The following is a 19,299-nucleotide window of genomic DNA, read 5'->3' as shown; positions in this document are numbered from 1 at the left end:
GTCCCTCGCAGTACGGCAGAATTTCTGTCATGGGGATAGTCGCCGGGCTGGACAGTTCGCCCGATTTCACGCGCATTGTGGTCTGTGACTCCGACACCGGGGCCGTACTGCGGCAGGGGTATGCCGCTCATCCGCTGGAGACCGCGGAGGGCGGAGGCCGGCCGGCCGACGTCGATCCCCAGGCCTGGCTGCTGTCGCTGGGCGAGGCCGCCGGCGGCGGGCTGCTCGAAGGAGTGCAGGCCATCGGCGTCTCCGCGCAGCAGAACGCGCTGGTGCCGATGGACAACCAGGGCAACACCGTGCGTCCCGCCATGGTCGGCGGGGACAAGCGGGCGCAGGCGGCCGCCGCGGACCTGATCGACCGGCTCGGCTCGCGCGAGGCGTGGGCCGAGGCCGTCGGGTCCGTACCGCAGTCGGCGCAGCCGGTGACCAAGCTGCGCTGGCTGGCGCGGACCGAGCCGGAGAACGCGCGGCGGGTGGCCCTGCTGATGCAGGCGCACGACTGGCTGGTGTGGCAGCTGCTCGGCCGGCCCTCGCGGCGCACCACCGACCGCGGCGGAGCGTCCGGCACCGGCTACTGGTCGGCGGCCTCCGGGTCCTGGCGGCCCGATCTCGTGGAGCTGGCGCTCGGACAGCAGGCGATGCTGCCGGAGGTGCTCGGTCCGGGCGACGCGGCGGGGACGACTCCGGAGGGGCTGATCATCTCGGCCGGCACCGGGGAGACCATGGCGGCCGCGTTCGGGCTCGGGGTGCAGACGGGCGACGCCGTCGTCTCGCTGGGCGCCTCCGGGTCCGTGATGGCCGTCCACCACGAGGCACTCGTCGATTCGAGCGGCGCCATTACGTCGCTCGCCGACGCGACCGGGATGCATCTGCCCGTCGTGCATACGCTGAACGCGGTGCGCGCCCTGCGCGGTACGGCGGAGATGCTGGGGCTCGACGGAGGGCTCGAGGAACTGTCCGAGCTCGCCATGAAGTCGACGCCGGGCTCCCACGGACTCGTACTCCTGCCGTACCTGGAGGGCGAGAAGACGCCGAACCTGCCGCACACCGCCGGGACGCTCTCCGGGCTCAGGCGGGAGTCCATGCGGCCGGAGCACCTGGCGCGGGCCGCTTTCGAGGGCATGCTGTGCGCGCTCGCCGACGCGATGGACGTGCTGCGCGGGCGCGGCGTGGAGATCCGGCGGGTGTTCCTCCTCGGGGCGGCGGCCGAGCTGCACGCCGTGCAGGCCGCCGCGCCGATGCTGTTCGGCACGCAGGTCGTGGTGCCGCAGCCCGCGGACTACGCGGCGATCGGGGCGGCGCGGCAGGCCGCGTGGGCGCTGAGCGGGCAGTTGCCGCTGTGGCAGGGCGCGGCCGCGCAGGTCTTCGAACCGGGTGAGGAGCTGCCCGTGGGGCAGGCGGTGCGCCAGCAGTACCGCGCGGTGCGGGAGCAGATCCACCCCGGCGCGTTCGCCTAGGAGGACAGGTTCTGGCGGAGGAGGACAGGTCCTGGCGGACCGTCCGCTTTTTGAGCTCTCTTGGGTTAATCGGTTGAGGTAACGCGGGTGGAGTGTTCGACGATGGGGGTCCATGCGTCAACACACTCACGATCGCCGACACCGAGAGACCGAGCGTGCTCATACGACTCCTGCGGGCCTACCTCAGTCCGTACAAGAAACCCATCGGGCTGCTGGTGCTGCTCCAGTTCCTGCAGACCTGCGCCGCGCTGTACCTGCCCACTCTGAACGCGGACATCATCGACAACGGTGTCGTGAACGGCGACACCGGCTACATCCTGACCTTCGGCGCCCTGATGCTGGGCGTCACGGTCGTCCAGGTCGTCTGCAACACGGGCGCCGTCTACTACGGTGCGCGGACCTCCGCCGCGCTCGGCCGGGACGTGCGGGCCGCCGTCTTCGACCGGGTGCAGTCCTTCTCCGCCCGTGAGGTCGGCCAGTTCGGCGCGCCCTCGCTGATCACCCGGACCACGAACGACGTGCAGCAGGTCCAGATGCTGGTGCTGCTCGGCTTCACGCTGATGGTGTCGGCGCCGATCATGTGCGTCGGCGGCGTGGTCATGGCCCTCGGGCTCGACGTGCCGCTGTCCGGGGTGCTGCTCGCCGTGCTGCCCGTCATGGCGATCGTGCTGTCGCTGATCATCCGGAAGATGCGGCCGCTGTTCCGGTCCATGCAGGTCAAGCTGGACACCGTGAACCGGGTGCTGCGCGAGCAGATCACCGGCAACCGGGTCATCCGGGCCTTCGTGCGGGACGACTTCGAGAAGGGCCGGTTCGGCGGGGCCAACTGGGACCTGACCGAGACCTCGCTGGCCACCGGCCGGATCATGGCGCTGATGTTCCCGTTCGTGATGACGATCGTGAACGTCGCGTCGATCGCCGTCGTCTGGTTCGGCGCCCACCGGATCAACAGCGGCGGGATGCAGATCGGTGACCTGACGGCGTTCCTCGCGTATCTGATGCAGATCGTGATGAGCGTGATGATGGCCACGTTCATGTTCATGCAGGTGCCGCGCGCGGAAGTGTGCGCGGAGCGCATCCAGGAGATCCTCGCGACCGAGTCGAGCGTGGTCCCGCCGGCCCCGGAGTCGTCCGTCCGCGAGCTGCGGCGCCGCGGCCACCTGGAGATCCGGGGCGCCGACTTCGGCTACCCGGGCGCCGAGGAGCCGGTCCTGCGCGCCGTCGACCTGCTCGCGCTGCCCGGCGAGACCACCGCGATCATCGGCTCCACGGGCAGCGGCAAGTCGACGCTGCTCGGGCTGGTGCCGCGGCTGTACGACGCCACGGCCGGGGTCGTCTACGTGGACGGTGAGGACGTCCGCGAGGTCGATCCCGTCCTGATGGCGAAGACCGTCGGGCTCGTGCCGCAGAAGCCGTACCTGTTCTCCGGGACGGTCGCCTCGAACCTGCGCTACGGGCGTCCGGACGCGACCGACGAGGACCTGTGGCACGCGCTGGAGGTGGCGCAGGCCAAGGACTTCGTGAGCGAGCTGGAGGGCGGCCTCGACGCGCCCATCACCCAGGGCGGCACCAATGTCTCCGGCGGTCAGCGGCAGCGGCTCGCCATCGCGCGCACGCTCGTGCAGCGGCCGGAGATCTACCTGTTCGACGACTCGTTCTCCGCGCTCGACTACGCCACGGACGCGGCGCTGCGCCGTGCGCTGGGCGCCGAGACGGCGGAGTCGACCGTGGTGATCGTGGCCCAGCGGGTCGCGACCATCCGGGACGCCGACCGGATCGTCGTCCTCGACGAGGGCCGGGTGGTCGGCACCGGGCGGCACCACGAGCTGATGGCGGACAACGAGACCTACCGGGAGATCGTGCTCTCCCAGCTGACGGAAGCGGAGGCCGCCTGATGAGCGGGCCGATGGCGGCGCGGATGGCGGCCGGTGGGCCCGGTTCGCGCTCGATGGACTTCAAGGGGTCCGGCAAGCGGCTGCTGACCCGGCTCGCGGCGCACCGCGCCTCGGTGTTCGGCGTGCTGTTCGCCGTGGTGATCAGTGTGGGGCTCTCGGTCGTCGGGCCGAAGATCCTCGGCCACGCGACGGACCTGCTGTTCGGCGGCATCGTCGGCGGGCAGATGGAGCCGGGACAGACCAAGCAGCAGGTCATCGAGGGGCTGCGGGCCAAGGGTGACGGCGGCATGGCCGACATGCTCGGCGGCGTCGACTTCACCCCCGGCCAGGGCGTGGACTTCGACCGGATCGGCCAGGTGCTGCTCATCGGGCTCGCGGTGTTCGCGTGCGCGGGCCTGGCGATGATGATCGGCACCCGGCTCGCCAACCGGGCGATCAACCTGGCGGTGGCCAAGCTGCGGGCGGACATGCAGGCGAAGCTGCAGCGCCTGCCGCTGTCGTACTACGACAAGCAGAAGCGCGGCGAGGTGCTGAGCCGGGCGACCAACGACATCGACAACATAGGGCAGACGCTCCAGCAGACGATGGGGCAGATGCTCAACTCGCTGCTGACGATCGTCGGCGTGCTGGTGATGATGTTCTGGATCTCGTGGCTGCTGGCGCTGGTCGCGCTCGTCACGGTGCCGCTGTCGGTGCTCGTCGCGGCGAAGGTCGGCAAGCGGTCGCAGCCCCAGTTCGTCCAGCAGTGGCGGACGACGGGCGTGCTGAACGCGCACATCGAGGAGATGTACACCGGCCACAACCTGGTGAAGGTGTTCGGGCGGCAGAAGGAGTCGGCCGAGCAGTTCGCCGAGCAGAACGACGCGCTGTACGAGGCGTCGTTCAAGGCCCAGTTCAACAGCGGCATCATGCAGCCGCTGATGTTCTTCATCTCGAACCTGAACTACGTGCTCGTCGCGGTGGTCGGCGGTCTGCGGGTGGCGTCGGGATCGCTGTCGATCGGTGACGTCCAGGCGTTCATCCAGTACTCGCGGCAGTTCTCGATGCCGCTGACGCAGGTCGCGTCGATGGCGAACCTGGTGCAGTCGGGCGTCGCCTCGGCCGAGCGGATCTTCGAACTGCTCGACGCCGAGGAGCAGTCCGCCGATCCGGTCCCCGGTCTGCGGCCCGAGCGGCTGCGCGGGCACGTGGAGTTCGAGCACGTCGCCTTCCGCTACGAGAAGGACAAGCCGCTCATCGAGGACCTGTCGCTGACGGCGGAGCCGGGCCACACGGTCGCCATCGTCGGCCCGACGGGCGCCGGCAAGACCACGCTGGTGAACCTGCTGCTGCGGTTCTACGAGGTCACCGGCGGGCACATCACGCTCGACGGCGTCGACATCGCGAAGATGTCCCGCGACGAGCTGCGCGCCGGGATCGGCATGGTCCTCCAGGACACCTGGCTGTTCGGCGGCACCATCGCGGAGAACATCGCGTACGGCGCCGCGAAGGACGTCACGCGCGAGGAGATCGAGGCGGCGGCGAAGGCCGCGCACGCCGACCGCTTCATCCGGACGCTGCCCGAGGGGTACGACACCGTCATCGACGACGAGGGGACCGGAGTGAGCGCGGGCGAGAAGCAGCTCATCACCATCGCCCGGGCCTTCCTGTCCGACCCGGTGATCCTGGTGCTCGACGAGGCGACCTCGTCCGTCGACACCCGCACCGAGGTGCTCATCCAGAAGGCCATGGCCCGGCTCGCCGCCGGGCGGACCTCGTTCGTCATCGCGCACCGTCTGTCGACGATCCGCGATGCCGACACGATTCTGGTCATGGAGAACGGGGCGATCGTGGAGCAGGGCTCGCACGATCGGCTCGTCGAGTCCGGTGGGGCGTACCAGCGGTTGTACGAGGCCCAGTTCGCGCAGGCGGTCGCCGAGGTGGACTGAGCGCCGTCCGGCCGGTGTTCCGGGGCCGCCTCAGTCGAGGTAGCCCCGGAGCTGGTCGGCGAAGGCGTGGTCGCGGAGCTTGTTGAGGGTCTTGGACTCGATCTGGCGGATCCGTTCCCTGGTCACCCCGAAGATGCGGCCGATCTCCTCCAGGGTGCGGGGGCGCCCGTCGGCCAGGCCGTAGCGGAGCTGGACGACCTTGCGCTCGCGCTCCCCCAGGGTCGACAGGACGGCCTCCAGGTGCTCCCTGAGCAGCAGGAACGCCGCGGACTCCACCGGGCTCGTGGCGTCGCCGTCCTCGATGAGGTCGCCGAGCGCCACGTCGTCCTCCTCGCCCACCGGGGCGTGCAGCGAGACCGGCTCCTGGGCCAGCCGGAGGACCTCGCTGACCCGCTCGTGGGGCAGGTCGAGGTGGGCGGCCACTTCCTCGGGGGTCGGCTCGTAGCCGCGCTCCTGGAGCATGCGGCGCTGGACGCGGACGACGCGGTTGATGAGCTCCACCACGTGGACCGGGACGCGGATCGTGCGGGCCTGGTCGGCGAGGGCGCGGCTCATGGCCTGGCGGATCCACCAGGTCGCGTACGTCGAGAACTTGTAGCCGCGGGCGTAGTCGAACTTCTCGACCGCCCTGATCAGGCCGAGGTTCCCTTCCTGGACCAGGTCGAGCATGGTCAGTCCGCGGCCCACGTACCGCTTGGCGACGGAGACGACCAGGCGCAGGTTCGCCTCGATGAGGCGGCGCTTGGCCATCCGCCCCATGACCACCAACTTGTCCAGATCGAGAGCCAGTTGGGAGTCCAGATCGGGGGCGTGGGTGAGTTTCTCCTCGGCGAACAGGCCCGCCTCGACGCGGCGCGCGAGGTCCACCTCGTCCGCGGCGGTGAGCAGCGGGATGCGGCCGATCTCGCGCAGGTACTGGCGGAACAGGTCGGACGAGGGGCCGCCGGTGTCGGTGCGGGCGCCGCGCACCGGTTCGGGCGGGTCCACGGATTCGGCGGCGGGCGCCTCGGGTTCGGCACCGTCCGCCTCGGGGTGGTGCGCGGCGCGGCTCTGCGGCGGCACCGTGGTGAGGACGTCGCCGTCCCCGGCGCTGTCCGGTTCGGCGCCCGGTTCGGCGAGGGCCTGCGCTGTGCTGTCGCTCTGACTGAGGGTCTGGGTCTGCACGGGGGCGACCTCCAAGGTGATCGCTGCTGAGGCGTGCGGCAGGGGGGCGGGAACGGCGGCCTCGCCGTTGCCCGTCCCGTACGCGATGAGCGGAACCGCGGGGGTGTCGGACCCGTTGTCCGGGTTCCAGCCGCGCTCCGAGGACTCAGGCACCGCAACCCAGTGTGGAGTACGACACAGCGCCGCCACGAGGGGCGTGCGATGACTTTTTGAGTCCGGTGCGTGACCGCACGGTTACCGTGCTGTACGAATGCCCGCTCTTCCCTGGGCGTAACGGGCCCAAACGGCGCGCGGGCGCACGCCGGAGCGGTTACAGCGCTTCCGCGCCCCGCTCGCGCAGTGCCTGGCCGTACTGCTGGAGCACCCACAACTCGTTCTGCACGGCCGTCAGTTGCGCCGGGTCGCCGCCCGAGCCGAGGCGGGTGAAGGTGCCCTGGACGTCGCGGATGCGGCGCTCCACCGCGCGCCTGCGGACGGTGACGAGCTGCTCGCCGGCATAGGCCTCGTCGACCGTCTTGCGGTGGATCGCCTCGACGGCCAGCTCGGTCACCATGGCCCGGACCGCGTCGTCGGGCGCCGCGTCGCGGACCCTGACCAGGTACTCGTGCGGGTCCTGGGTGCCCGGCTCGGCGCCGCCGGCCTCCAGGATGGCCAGGCGCACGGCGGCGTACGGCGGGGCCGTGAACTCGTCGATGCCGTACGCGTCGAAGGCCGGGGAGACCAGGTGCGGGTGCTGGAGGGCGAGTTTGAGCAGTTCGCGCTCGGTCGTGAACACCGGGTTGCGCAGGGTGAGCGCGGGGCCGCCGAACGCCGGGGCCGGGGCGGCGGCCGGCGGGGCCTGCGGGCCGCGGGCGGGGGCCGGGCCCTTGCCGCCGCGATCGCGCGCCCAACGGGCCAGCTGGGCCACCCGCTTGACGACGAACTGGGTGTCGAGGATGCCGAGCATGCCGGCGAGCTGGACGGCGACCTCGTGCTGCGAGGCGCTGTTCTTGATGCGGGCGACGACGGGCGCCGCCTCGTCGAGCGCGGCGGCGCGGCCGGCCGGGGTCTCCAGGTCGTAGCGGGAGACGATCTGGCGGAGCGCGAACTCGAAGAGCGGGGTGCGGGGTTGGACCAGGTCCGCGACGGCCTCGTCGCCCTTGGCGAGGCGCAGGTCGCACGGGTCCATGTTGTCCGGGGCGATGGCGATGTACGTCTCTGCGGCGAACTTCTGGTCGTCCTCGAAGGCGCGCAGGGCGGCCTTCTGGCCCGCCGCGTCACCGTCGAAGGTGAAGATCACCCGGGCCGAGCCGTTGTCCATCAGGAGGCGCCTGAGGATCTTGATGTGGTCGCCGCCGAAGGCGGTGCCGCAGGTCGCGATGGCGGTGGTGACCCCGGCGAGGTGGCAGGCCATCACGTCGGTGTAGCCCTCGACGACGACGGCGCGGCTGGACTTGGCGATGTCCTTCTTCGCGAGGTCGATGCCGTAGAGGACCTGCGACTTCTTGTAGATCGGCGTCTCGGGCGTGTTCAGGTACTTCGGCCCGTTGTCGTCGTCGCGCAGGCGGCGGGCGCCGAAGCCGACGACCTCGCCGCCGATGTCCCGGATCGGCCACATGAGGCGGCCGCGGAACCGGTCGATGGGTCCGCGGCGGCCCTCCTGGGAGAGGCCGGAGAGGGTCAGCTCCTTGTCGGTGAAGCCCTTGCCGCGCAGGAAGCGGGTCAGGTGGTCCCAGCCGGCCGGGCTGTAGCCGACGCCGAAGTGGGCGGCGGCGGCCTGGTCGAAGCCGCGCTCGGCGAGGAACTTGCGGCCGATCTCGGCCTCGGGCGACTCCAGCTGGTCGACGTAGAACTGGGCGGCGACCTTGTGGGCCTCGACCAGGCGGATGCGCTCGCCGCGCTGGTGGGCGGGGTTGTACCCGCCCTCCTCGTACCGCAGCGTGATGCCCGCCTGGCCGGCGAGCCGCTCCACCGCCTCGGAGAAGGTGAGGTGGTCGACCTTCATCACGAACGTGATGGTGTCGCCGCCCTCCTGGCAGCCGAAGCAGTGGAAGAACCCCTTGCTCGGGCTGACCTGGAAGGACGGGGACTTCTCGTCGTGGAAGGGGCACAGGCCCTTCAGGTTCCCGCCGCCCGCGTTGCGCAGTTGCAGGTACTCGGACACCACGGCGTCGATCGGGACCGCGTCCCGAACCGCCTTCACATCCTCGTCATTGATCCTGCCTGCCACGCGGCAAGTCTACGGTGAGCGTCCGACACTCCCGTGCGCCGCGGTCACCACCGGGTCACTCCTCCAGGAGGTCGCCCAGCGGGACGGAGGGGTCCGAGAGCCGTTCGGTGCCGGGGCGGGCGCCGGAGCGGATCAGCTGCTGGATCGGCTCGGTGACGTCCCACACATTCACGTTCATCCCCGCCAGGACCTGTCCGTCCTTCAGCCAGAACGCGATGAACTCGCGCTTGCCCGCGTCGCCGCGGAGCACCACCTGGTCGTACGAGCCGGGGGGCGCCCAGCCCGAGTACTCCAGGCCCAGGTCGTACTGGTCGGAGAAGAAGTAGGGCACGCGGTCGTACGTCACGTCCTGGCCGAGCATGGCGCGGGCGGCGGCGGGCCCGCCGTTCAGCGCGTTCGCCCAGTGCTCGACGCGCAGCCGGGTGTCGAAGAGCGGGTGCTGGACCGCGGCCACGTCGCCCGCGGCGTAGATGTCCGGGTCGGAGGTGCGCAGGCCGCGGTCGACGGCGACGCCGCCGCCGTGCCGCCGGTCGACCATGTCGAGGCCCGCGGACTCGGCGAGCGCGGTGCGCGGGGCCGCGCCGATCGCGGCGAGCACGTCGTGCGCCGGGTGCTCCTCGCCGTCGTCGGTGAGGGCGGCGAGGACCATGCCGTCCTGGCCGGTGATCTCGGTGAGCCGGGCGCCGAAGTGGAAGCGGACGCCGTGGTCGCTGTGCAGCTCGGCGAAGATCTGGCCGACCTCGGGGCCGAGCACCGCGTGCAGCGGGGTGGCCTCCGGCTCCACGACGGTGACCTCGGCGCCGTACTCGCGGGCGGCGGCGGCGACCTCCAGGCCGATCCAGCCGGCGCCGGCGACGACCAGGTGTCCGTTGTCCCGGCCGAGCGAGGCGAGGACGTGCTTGAGCCGCTCGGCGTGGGCGAGGCGGCGCAGGTGGTGGACGCCGGCCAGATGGGTGCCGGGGATGTCCAGGCGGCGCGGCTCGGCGCCGGTGGCGAGCAGCAGCTTGTCGTAGCGGATGGTGGTGCCCTCGCCGAGCCGCACCGTCTTGGCGGCCCGGTCGATGGCGGTGACCGTCTGGCCGAGGTGCAGCTCGATGTCGTTGCTCGCGTACCAGGCCGGTTCGTGGACGAAGACGCTGTCCCGTTCCTCCTTGCCCTGGAGGTACCCCTTGGACAGGGGTGGGCGTTCGTACGGGTGGTCCCGTTCGTCGCCGATGAGGATCACCCGGCCGGTGAAGTTCTCCGAGCGGAGCGTCTCGGCTGCCTTCGCCCCGGCGAGACCTCCCCCGACGATGACGAACGTCTGGTCCGCGTCGACCACTTGATGCCTCCCTGTTGCCATGCCGTCATATGCGAGCGTCCCGCACGGAGCGTGATGCGGGAAGGGGGCGTGGCCCGAACAGGGCACGTTTCCTCTGGTTTTTCCCTACATCTCGTCACGCCCAGTGGTCGATGGCCGCTTCGGCGAGAGGGCGGCGACCGTGCCGCACCGCCGCACCGCGCTGGGCGACGCGCTCATGGGCGGTCGGCTCTGAGAGCGGCGTGCAGCGAGCGGGCCGAGGCGTCGGTCAGCGACGCGATCTGGTCGACGATGACGCGCTTGCGGGTCCGGTCGTCGGGCGCGGCGTCGAACAGGGCGCGGAACTGCGGGTCGAGGCCGTCCGGGGCGCGGGCGACCAGCGACTCGGCCAGCTCGGCGACCACCACCCGCTGGTCGGCGCGGAGCCGCTCCTGCTGGGGGCGCTGCATCACGTACCGGTCGGCGACGGCCTTGAGCACCGCGCACTCGTACCGCGCGGCGCGCGGGACGACGAGCTCCGCGTCGTACCGGGTCAGCGGTCCCGTCCCGTACCCGGCCCGGGTCGCGCCCTCCGCGGCGAGGCAGAACCGGCCGATGAGCTGGCTGGTGGCGTCCTTGAGGCGGGCCTGGGCGACGGCCGTCCCGTCGTACCCGTGCGGCCACCACTCCTGGTCGAGGAGCCGGTCGAGGGCGGCGGACAGCTCGGCCGGGTCGGTGTCGTGCGGCACGTAACGGCCGATGGCGACGGCGAAGACGTCGGCGCGCTCGGGCTCGGCGTGCAGCACGTTCGGATCGAGGTGGCCCGCGTGCAGGCCGTCCTCGATGTCGTGCACGGAGTACGCGACATCGTCCGCCCAGTCCATGACCTGTGCCTCGAAGCAGGTGCGGCGCCCGGGGGCCTCCTTCCTGATCCAGTCGAAGACCGGCCGGTCGTCCTCGTAGACCCCGAACTTCGAGGAGGCCGGGTCGGTGGGGTGCTCGCCGCGCGGCCACGGGTACTTCGTGGCGGCGTCCAGCGCGGCCCGCGTCAGGTTCAGTCCCACGCTGGTCAGCTCGCCGCTGCCGTCCGCGCGGACGAAGCGCTTGGGCTCGATGCGGGTGAGCAGGCGCAGCGACTGGGCATTGCCCTCGAATCCGCCGCAGTCCTGCGCCACCTCGTTCAGTGCCTGCTCGCCGTTGTGCCCGAAGGGCGGGTGGCCCAGGTCGTGCGAGAGGCAGGCCGTCTCGACCAGATCGGGGTCGCAGCCGAGCGCGGCGCCCAGCTCCCGGCCGACCTGGGCGCACTCCAGGGAGTGGGTGAGACGGGTGCGGGGGCTCGCGTCCCAGTGTCTGCTGCGGGTGCCGGGCGTGACGACCTGCGTCTTGCCCGCGAGGCGGCGCAGCGCGGCCGAGTGCAGGACGCGGGCCCGGTCGCGCTGGAACGCGGTGCGGCCCGGGCGCTTGTCGGGCTCGGGGGCCCAGCGCTCGACCGCGCCCTCGTCGTACGGACCGGCGCCTTCTGACGTGCTGCTGCCTTCCATGCACTGACAGTAAGGCCAGGCACCGACAAACGGGGCGGGTCCGTGGGGTCAGGCGGACGCCAGGTGCCGTCCGTCGGCCAGCGGGGCGGCCGTCAGCGCCTCGTCGTAGCGGTGCAGCACGAGGCGGGCGAGGGCCGGGTGGGTGCCGAGCGGGGCGGCGGCGATCCCGGGGGCGGCCGCCGCGGTCTCGGTGGCGAAGCGGCCCGGGGCGGTGAAGTAGGAGGCGACGGCGACGCGGTGGCGGCCGCGGGCGGTGAGGGAGCGGACGGCGGTGGCGACGTCGGGGCCCGCGGCGGAGGCGAAGGCGGGGACGACGGGGACCCCGAGCCGGTGGGCCAGGAGCGCCGCGGTGCGGCGGGTGTCGTCGGCGGCCTCGGGGTCGCGCGAGCCCGCGGCGGCGAGGACGACGCCGCCGCGGCGGCGGGCGGACTCGGTGGGCCGGTCGGGCCAGCCCGCCGCCAGGAGCCGGTCGTGCAGGGCGTCGACGAGCAGCGGGTGCGGGCCGAGCGGGGCGGCGACACGGGTGAGCAGGTGGCCGGCGGCGTCGGCCGCCTCCGGTATGTCGCGCTTGGCGTGGTGGCCGCGGGAGAGCAGCAGCGGGACCAGCACGGCGCGGCCCGCCGGGAGCGCGGCGAGGGTGTCGTCGAGCAGGGGCTCGTTCAGCTCGATGTGGCCGAGGCGGACGGTCAGTCCGGGCCGCCGCGCGCGGATCAGGCCGACGAGTTCGGTGACGGTGGCGAGGGCGCGCGGGTCGCGGCTGCCGTGGGCCACGAGGACCAGGGCCGGTTCCTGGTGCCGGGCCCGCAGGGGGGAGACCTGGCCGAGCCTGCTGCCGAGCTGATTGCTGATCATGGTGAGGAGTCCCGCCGTGCTGGCCGTGCTGTCGATGGGGGTCGTGCGGTCGGAGTGGGTCGTGCCGTCGGTGCGAGTGCTGTGGTCGGTGGGGGTCGTGCGGTGTCGCGTGGTGGCGCCCGACTCGTCCGTCATGGAGCGATCCTGCCGGGCGGGGGTTGCCGGTCTGTTGCGCGGCGGTGACGGGTGGTTGCCGGTACTTCACCGCGGGGACCGGCGGGAGGTGAGCGAACCACCGGGGCGTACGACGCGTCTCCTCCCTGCGAGAGCCCGATCACGCGAGCCCCCGGGGGACCCCGATGCACCTGCCACGACACCGTCTCCTGCGGCTCCCGCGCACCCGCCGGGGGCAGCGGCGGACGGTCCAGGCGGTGATGGCGGTCTGCGTGCTGGCGCTGCTCCCCTCGACGTGGCTGTTCACGACGACCGGGGACCGGCTGCGGGCCGGCGACGACGTGCCGCGCACGGACGTCGCGGTGGTGTTCGGGGCGGGGCTGTGGGACGGCGAGCCGTCCCCGTACCTGGCGCACCGGCTGGACGCCGCGGCCGCGTTGTACCGGGCGGACCGGATCAGGGTCGTCCTGGTCACCGGCGACAACAGCCGCACCGAGTACGACGAGCCGGACGCGATGCGCCGCTACCTGACCCGGCACGGCGTCCCGTCCGCGGCCGTGGTCAGCGACTACGCGGGGTTCGACACCTGGGACTCGTGCGTCCGGGCGAAGCGGATCTTCGGCGTCGACCGGGCGGTCCTGATCAGTCAGGGCTTCCACATCCGGCGGGCGGTGGCGCTGTGCGAGGCGGCCGGGGTGGCGTCGTACGGCGTCGGGGTCGACGAGCCGCACGACACGACCTGGTACGCGGGCGGGGCGCGGGAGGTGCTGGCCGCGGGCAAGGCGGCGCTCGACGCCGTGGTGCGCCCGGCACCGCACTTCCTGGGCGCCCGCGAGGACGGGGTGCGCAAGGCGCTCGACCGGTCCCGGTGACCTCACGGCGGGGCGCGGGGCGCTGCGAGATCTGCGTACCCGCTGCGTAACGGGCCGGTCCCCCGACCCGTAACAACGCCCCCGCACGCTGGGCCGCATGCACACACAGCCCGCCCCGACGCCCACCCACTGTCCGTACTGCGCCCTGCAGTGCGGCATGCAGCTGACGCCGGACGCGTCGGGCGAGGGCGTCGCGGTCACCGGCCGCGCGGACTTCCCGGTGAACCGGGGCGCGCTGTGCGGCAAGGGGCAGAGCGCCGCCGCGGTGCTCTCCCGCGGGGTGCGGCTGACCGGGCCGCTGGTCCGGGACCCCGCGACCGGCCGGCTCGCGCCCGCCACCTGGGAGGCGGCCCTCGACGCGATCGCCGGCGGGCTCGCCCGCACCCGGGCGGTGCACGGCGCGGACGCGTGCGGGGTGTTCGGCGGCGGTGGTCTGACGAACGAGAAGGCGTACGCGCTCGGCAAGTTCGCCCGGATCGTCCTCGGCACCTCGCAGATCGACTACAACGGCCGGTTCTGCATGTCGTCGGCGGCGGCCGCCGGGCAGCGGGCGTTCGGGCTCGACCGCGGGCTGCCGTTCCCGCTGGAGGACCTGCCGCGGACCGGGTGCGTGATCCTGGTCGGCTCGAACCTCGCCGAGACGATGCCGCCCGCGCTGCGCTACCTGACCGAGCTCAAGGCCAACGGCGGCAAGCTGATCGTCGTCGATCCGCGCCGCACCCGGACCGCCGAACAGGCCGATCTGCACCTGGCGCCGCGCCCCGGCACCGACCTCGCGCTCGCGCTCGGCATGCTCCACCTGCTGGTCGCGGAGGGCCGCACCGACGAGGCGTACATCCGGGAGCGCACCCGGGGCTGGGCCGAGGCGCGGGCCGGGGTGATGGCGCACTGGCCGGAGTACGTGGAGCGGGTCACGGGGGTACCCGTTCCCCAGCTGCGGGCGGCCGTCGGCCTGTTCGCGGACGCGGAGACCGCGATGGTGCTCACCGCGCGGGGGCCCGAGCAGCAGTCCAAGGGCACCGACACGGTCGGCGCGTGGATCAATCTGGCGCTGGCCACCGGCCGGCCCGGTACACCGCTGTCCGGCTACGGCTGTCTGACCGGGCAGGGCAACGGGCAGGGCGGCCGGGAGCACGGCCAGAAGGCCGACCAGCTGCCCGGTTACCGGAAGCTGACCGACCCGGCGGCCCGTGCGCACGTCGCCGAGGTGTGGGGCGTGGACCCGGCCTCCCTTCCCGGGCCCGGCCGTTCGGCGTACGAGCTGCTGGACGCGCTGGGCGGGGAGATCCGGTCGCTGCTCCTGATGGGGTCGAACCCGGTGGTGTCGGCGCCGCGCGCCGCCCACGTGGAGGAGCGGCTGCGGTCGCTGGACTTCCTGGCCGTGGCCGACGTCGTCCTCTCCGAGACGGCCGAACTCGCCGACGTCGTCCTGCCCGTCACCCAGTGGGCCGAGGAGACCGGCACCGTCACCAGCCTGGAGGGCCGGGTGCTGCTGCGGCGCCGCGCGATCACCGCGCCCCCGGGCGTCCGCTCCGACCTCGACGTCCTCCACGAACTGACCGCCCGACTCTCCCCCGGCCTGGAGAAGGGCTTCCCCGTCGAACCGGAGGAGGTCTTCGACGAGCTGCGCCGCGCCTCGGCGGGCGGCCCCGCCGACTACGCGGGGATCTCGTACGAGCGGCTCGCCGCGGACGGGGGCGAGGGCGTCTTCTGGCCCTGCCCGGCCACGGACGACCCGGGCACGCCCCGGCTGTTCCTGGACCGGTTCGCCACGGAGGACGGGCGGGCGCGGTTCGTGCCGGTCGCGCACCGGGCGGCGGCGGAGGAGCCCGACGCGGAGTATCCGGTGTACCTGACGACGGGGCGGGTCGTGGCGCAGTACCAGTCGGGGGCGCAGACCCGGCGGGTGGACGAGCTGAACAAGGCGGCGCCGGGGCCGTTCGTGGAGCTGCATCCGCGGCTCGCGGCGCGGCTCGGTGTGGTGGAGGGGGACGAGGTGGCGGTGGTGTCGCGGCGGGGGCGGGCGGTGGCGCCCGCGCGGGTCGTCGGCACGATCCGGGTGGACACGGTGTTCATGCCGTTCCACTGGGGTGGGGCGGGGCGGGTCAACGCGGTGACGAATCCTGCGCTTGATCCGGTGTCTCGGATGCCGGAGTTCAAGGTGTGTGCGGTGCGGGTGGAGCGGGTCGGGTAGGTGGGTTTCCGCCGCGCCGGGGTTGACGTCGCGGGGCTGTGCCCCGGGCCCCGTGCGGGGGTGCGTCTGCCGGGAGGGGTTCGTTGCCGGGCTCGGGTACGTCGTGGTTGCTCGCGCAGTTCCCCGCGCCCCCTGATGGGCCCTCCGGGCCCCCTGCGGGGGTGCGTCTGCCGGGCTCGGGTTCGTCGTGGTTGCTCGCGCCGTTCCCCGCGCCCCTGACGGGGGCTAGGTAGGGGTTGTTTCTGTGGTTACCCAGGTTGCGTAGGCCTCGCTGGCTGTGGTCACCGGGGTCGCGATGATTTCCGGCGTGTCGTAGTCGTGATGCTGCGTCAGCCACGTCTCCAGGGCCGGGTATCGGGACGTCGTCGTCTTCAGGACGACCTGCCACTCCTGGGCCGTCTCCAGGGCGCCGTCCCACCGGTACACCGACGTGATCGGTCCGGAGATCTGGGCGCACGCCGCCACGCGGGCCTGGACGGCGCCGCGGGCCAGGTCGGTGGCCTTCGTGGGGGTGTCCGTGGTGGTCAGGACGGTCAGGAGCGCGTTCGGCTGGGGAATCTGCACGTCTCCCATTGTGACCTTCACAGGTCCGGCACGGCGGCACCCTGGACCGGCATTGTCATGCCCACTTAAAACTGAGAGGACATCAGAGAGCCGCCCTCCACGTCCCCGTAGGAGCCCGATGAGACCGACCAGGACCGCATCGCGCCTCACCGTCGCCGGCACCGCCGCGGCCGCCGCCGCCCTGCTGGCCGCCACCCTCTCCCCCACCCCGGCCGCCGCGCAAGACACCGCCGCCCCCACGGCCGTCTCCGTCCGCGACGTCGTCGTCGACCGGGACGGCAGCCGGCACGTCCGCTACGACAGCGCCTACCGCGGTCTGCCCGTGCTCGGCGGCGACTTCGTGGTCCACCTGGCACCCGACGGCACCCGCGAGCGCACCGACCGGGCCGTCGCCGGGGACCTCGCCGTCCCCGGCACCGCGCCGAAGGTCGCCGCACCGCGCGCCGCCGATCTCGCCGCCGGCGCCCTGCGCTCCGCCAACCCGGGGGAACTGCTGCGCAAGCTGACGGCCAGGCCGCAGCTCGTCGTCGACGCCCTGCACGGCGCCCCCGCCCTCGCCTGGCGCACGAACGCCACGGCGAAGGACTCCCTCGGCAACCCGGTCGCCAGGACCGTCCTCACCGACGCCCTGACCGGTCGCCAGATCGACGCGTGGGACAGCATCGAGACGGTGACGGGCGACGGCCGGTCCCTCTACTCGGGCACCGTCCCGCTGGAGACGACCGGGTCCGGATCGGCGTACCAGCTCAAGGACGCGAGCCGCGGCGGCACCTACACCGGTGACGCACAGAACAAGACAGACGGCTGCATCCTGGGCATCTGCTGGAGCCGCGCCCCCGCGGTCGTCCTCACGGACACTGACAACCACTGGGGCACCGGCGCGGACACCGACCGGGCCACCGCGGCCGTCGACGCCCAGTACGGCACGGACCAGACCTGGGACTACTACCGCGAGGTCCACGGCCGCAACGGCATAGCCGGCGACGGCAAAGGTTCGTACAACCGGGTCCACTACGGCAGCAAGTACAACAACGCCTTCTGGGACGACAGTTGCTTCTGCATGACGTACGGGGACGGCGACGGGACCACGTTCGGCCCGCTCGTCGCGCTCGACGTCGCCGGGCACGAGATGTCGCACGGGGTGACGTCCAAGACCGCGGCGCTCACCTACTCCGGTGAGTCCGGCGGCCTGAACGAGGCGACCTCCGACATCTTCGGGACCCTCGTCGAGTTCCACGCGGCGAACGCCTCCGACCCCGGCGACTGGCTGATCGGCGAGGAGATCGTCAAGCCCGGGTTCGGGAAGGCCGCGCTGCGGTTCATGGACCGGCCGAGCAAGGACGGGAACTCGGCGGACTGCTGGAGTTCGGGCGTCGGCAACCTCGACGTGCACTACTCGTCCGGCGTCGCGAACCACTTCGCGTACCTGCTCGCCGAGGGCAGCGGCCCGAAGGTGATCGGCGGCGTCCAGCACGACGGCACCACGTGCGACGGCTCGACGCTCACCGGCATCGGCAAGGACGCGCTCGGCAGGATCTGGTACCGGGCGCTGACGGTGTACATGACGTCGTCGACGAAGTACGCGGGCGCCCGCACGGCCACGCTGAGCGCGGCCGAGGACCTGTACGGGGCGGGCAGCGCGCAGTACGCGGCGGTGGCGGCGGCCTGGTCCGCCGTCTCCGTGAACTGAGAGCCGGCGGCGTGCGGCCGGGTCACCCGGTCGCACGCCACGGCGTGCCCTTCGGGTACTTTTCGCCGACACGCCGGTGACCTGCTGGAATGTTGCCGTCGGGGTGTCAGGAGAGGTGGCGGGACTGGGTTTCTGACGCCACATCAGGAGGCGTGGGGGCGCGACTGGTACTTACCTCGTGCTTGCAGGGCGCGTCCGACGCCCGCGAAGGAGCACGCACGATGCGCACTGGCCGTCCGCTGATCGCCGCCGCTTTCGCCGTCGCCGTCGCCGGCTTCGCGGCCGCTCCCGTGGCCGCCGCCCAGGGTGGCCTGGAGGTCTACCCGGCGACGGCGGCCCCGGGCAGCACGGTCAGCGTGGACACCACGGCCTGCGGTGCGCAGGGCACGGCCGCCGGTGACGCCAGTGCGGTCGGGGCGGGCGCGTTCACGCTGGCGCCCGAGGCCGACTCCCCGGACGCCGCCGGGCGGTTCGCGGTACCGGCGTCCGCGCAGCCCGGCACGTACGAGATCGTCGCCCGGTGCTCCGGCGGCGCCGAGGTGACCGGCGACCTCATCGTGTCCCTCGGCGTGGCCGGCGCACCGGGCGCGCAGATGCCGAAAGGCCATGTGAAGACGGGGGTCGGCGGCGCGCTCGGTCCCGACCCCGTGCAGACCGCGGCGGGCGTGGCGGCTCTGGCCGTCGCCGCCGCGGGCGGTACCTGGCTCCTGCATCGCCGGGCGAGAGGCGATGGGATCTGACGGGACGCCGCGGACCCCCTCCGCCGTCCGCCTGCCCGTCCGTTCCCCGGTACCGCCAGTCCTCTCCCCTCCGGCCGCATCCCCTCGCGGACCGGAGGGGAAGGGGACCCATCTGTCGAGACGTCAGGAGCACTCGTGCGCGTGCGCAAGCGTGCCGGGAACCCGGTCAACGCCGTCATAGGGATCGTCACCGCGCTCGCCCTGTGCGCCGGGGCCTGGCTCCTGGCCAGCGGTTCCGAGGGCCATCCGCCGCCGCAGCCGTCCGCCGCGCAGGCCCGTGCGGGCGGCGGCCACGAGGCCCCGGCCGCCGCGTCCCTCGCCCCGTCCCCGCCGGACCGCATCCGCATCCCGTCGATCCGCGTCGACGCGCCCCTGATGGGGCTGGGCCTGACGCGCAGCGGCAGCCTCGACGTACCGCCGCCCGAACGGAAGAACCTGGCCGGCTGGTACGAGGCCGGCACCACGCCCGGCGAGACCGGTACGGCGGTGGTCGCGGGCCACGTCGACAACGCGGTGGGGCCCGCCGTCTTCTACGACCTGGGCGCGCTGACCCGCGGCCGGACCATCGAGGTGGACCGCCGGGACGGCTCGGTCGCCGTGTTCACCGTGGACTCCGTCGAGGTGTACGACGCGAAGTCCTTCCCGGACGAGAAGGTGTACGGGGCGGCCGCGCGGCCGGAGCTGCGGGTGATCACCTGCGGGGGGCCGTACTCGCGCAGGACCGGGTACCAGGGCAACGTGGTCGTGTTCGCGCATCTGACGGGGAGCCGGTAGGCGGGTGGGCCGGCGGGCCGGGG

Annotated in this window: 14 protein-coding genes; 8 read left to right on the top strand and 6 right to left on the bottom strand. The window is 72.8% G+C overall.

The window, feature by feature from the left end; genetic code table 11:
* Nucleotides 1–29: 29 nt before the first annotated feature.
* The 3 genes from RBJ77_RS42755 (at nt 30) to RBJ77_RS42745 (ending at nt 5,283) form a co-directional block, all read left to right on the top strand.
* Nucleotides 30–1,460 carry an FGGY-family carbohydrate kinase gene (locus RBJ77_RS42755; protein ID WP_372349933.1) on the top strand — a complete coding sequence of 477 codons (1,431 nt, stop codon included), beginning with the start codon at nt 30–32 and terminating at the stop codon, nt 1,458–1,460.
* 155 nt (nt 1,461–1,615) lie between these two features.
* Nucleotides 1,616–3,355: an ABC transporter ATP-binding protein gene (locus RBJ77_RS42750; RefSeq protein ID WP_372349932.1), complete on the top strand. Its 1,740-nt coding sequence runs from the start codon at nt 1,616–1,618 to the stop codon at nt 3,353–3,355.
* Nucleotides 3,355–5,283 (top strand): ABC transporter ATP-binding protein, encoded by a 1,929-nt coding sequence (locus RBJ77_RS42745; RefSeq protein WP_372349931.1) that lies wholly within the window; start codon nt 3,355–3,357, stop codon nt 5,281–5,283. Before RBJ77_RS42750 ends, RBJ77_RS42745 begins: the two co-directional genes overlap by 1 nt.
* A gap of 30 nt (nt 5,284–5,313) precedes the next feature.
* On the opposite strand, the gene RBJ77_RS42740 is transcribed toward RBJ77_RS42745, so the two are convergent.
* The 5 genes from RBJ77_RS42740 to RBJ77_RS42720 all read right to left on the bottom strand — a co-directional run bounded on the left by RBJ77_RS42740 (nt 5,314) and on the right by RBJ77_RS42720 (nt 12,328).
* Nucleotides 5,314–6,600, bottom strand: a complete 1,287-nt coding sequence (locus RBJ77_RS42740) for an RNA polymerase sigma factor (RefSeq protein ID WP_372349930.1) — start codon at nt 6,598–6,600, stop codon at nt 5,314–5,316.
* Nucleotides 6,601–6,757: 157 nt separating this feature from the next.
* Nucleotides 6,758–8,656 (bottom strand): DNA primase, encoded by a 1,899-nt coding sequence (dnaG, locus tag RBJ77_RS42735; protein WP_255979881.1) that lies wholly within the window; start codon nt 8,654–8,656, stop codon nt 6,758–6,760.
* A 55-nt stretch (nt 8,657–8,711) separates the two neighbouring features.
* Nucleotides 8,712–9,977, bottom strand: a complete 1,266-nt coding sequence (locus RBJ77_RS42730; RefSeq protein WP_372349929.1) for an NAD(P)/FAD-dependent oxidoreductase — start codon at nt 9,975–9,977, stop codon at nt 8,712–8,714.
* A 194-nt stretch (nt 9,978–10,171) separates the two neighbouring features.
* Entirely contained in the window at nt 10,172–11,476 is a 1,305-nt protein-coding gene (locus RBJ77_RS42725; protein WP_372349928.1) for a deoxyguanosinetriphosphate triphosphohydrolase, read from the bottom strand.
* Nucleotides 11,477–11,524: 48 nt separating this feature from the next.
* On the bottom strand, nt 11,525–12,328 hold the full coding sequence (locus tag RBJ77_RS42720) for a sirohydrochlorin chelatase (protein WP_372349948.1): 804 nt from the start codon (nt 12,326–12,328) through the stop codon (nt 11,525–11,527).
* 299 nt (nt 12,329–12,627) lie between these two features.
* On the opposite strand from RBJ77_RS42720, the gene RBJ77_RS42715 reads away from it, so the two are divergent.
* A complete protein-coding gene (locus RBJ77_RS42715) occupies nt 12,628–13,314 on the top strand; it encodes a vancomycin high temperature exclusion protein (RefSeq protein WP_372349927.1) in 687 nt (228 codons plus the stop codon).
* Nucleotides 13,315–13,411: 97 nt separating this feature from the next.
* Nucleotides 13,412–15,508 carry a molybdopterin oxidoreductase family protein gene (locus tag RBJ77_RS42710; protein ID WP_372349926.1) on the top strand — a complete coding sequence of 699 codons (2,097 nt, stop codon included), beginning with the start codon at nt 13,412–13,414 and terminating at the stop codon, nt 15,506–15,508.
* Nucleotides 15,509–15,733: 225 nt separating this feature from the next.
* On the opposite strand, the gene cutA is transcribed toward RBJ77_RS42710, so the two are convergent.
* Nucleotides 15,734–16,081, bottom strand: a complete 348-nt coding sequence (cutA, locus tag RBJ77_RS42705; protein WP_372349925.1) for a divalent-cation tolerance protein CutA — start codon at nt 16,079–16,081, stop codon at nt 15,734–15,736.
* A gap of 109 nt (nt 16,082–16,190) precedes the next feature.
* Here cutA and RBJ77_RS42700 point away from each other — a divergent pair, with 109 nt between their 5' ends.
* The 3 genes from RBJ77_RS42700 to RBJ77_RS42690 all read left to right on the top strand — a co-directional run bounded on the left by RBJ77_RS42700 (nt 16,191) and on the right by RBJ77_RS42690 (nt 19,276).
* Entirely contained in the window at nt 16,191–17,762 is a 1,572-nt protein-coding gene (locus RBJ77_RS42700) for a M4 family metallopeptidase (protein ID WP_372349924.1), read from the top strand.
* 221 nt (nt 17,763–17,983) lie between these two features.
* Entirely contained in the window at nt 17,984–18,502 is a 519-nt protein-coding gene (locus RBJ77_RS42695; protein WP_372349923.1) for a hypothetical protein, read from the top strand.
* 141 nt (nt 18,503–18,643) lie between these two features.
* Complete coding sequence (locus RBJ77_RS42690) at nt 18,644–19,276, top strand: class F sortase (RefSeq protein WP_372349922.1); 633 nt, start codon at nt 18,644–18,646, stop codon at nt 19,274–19,276.
* Nucleotides 19,277–19,299: the final 23 nt, after the last annotated feature.

This window comes from Streptomyces sp. KL116D, from assembly GCF_030766975.1.
Taxonomy (GTDB): Bacteria; Actinomycetota; Actinomycetes; order Streptomycetales; family Streptomycetaceae; genus Streptomyces; species Streptomyces longispororuber_A.
This window is presented reverse-complemented; position numbering and strand designations above follow the sequence as displayed.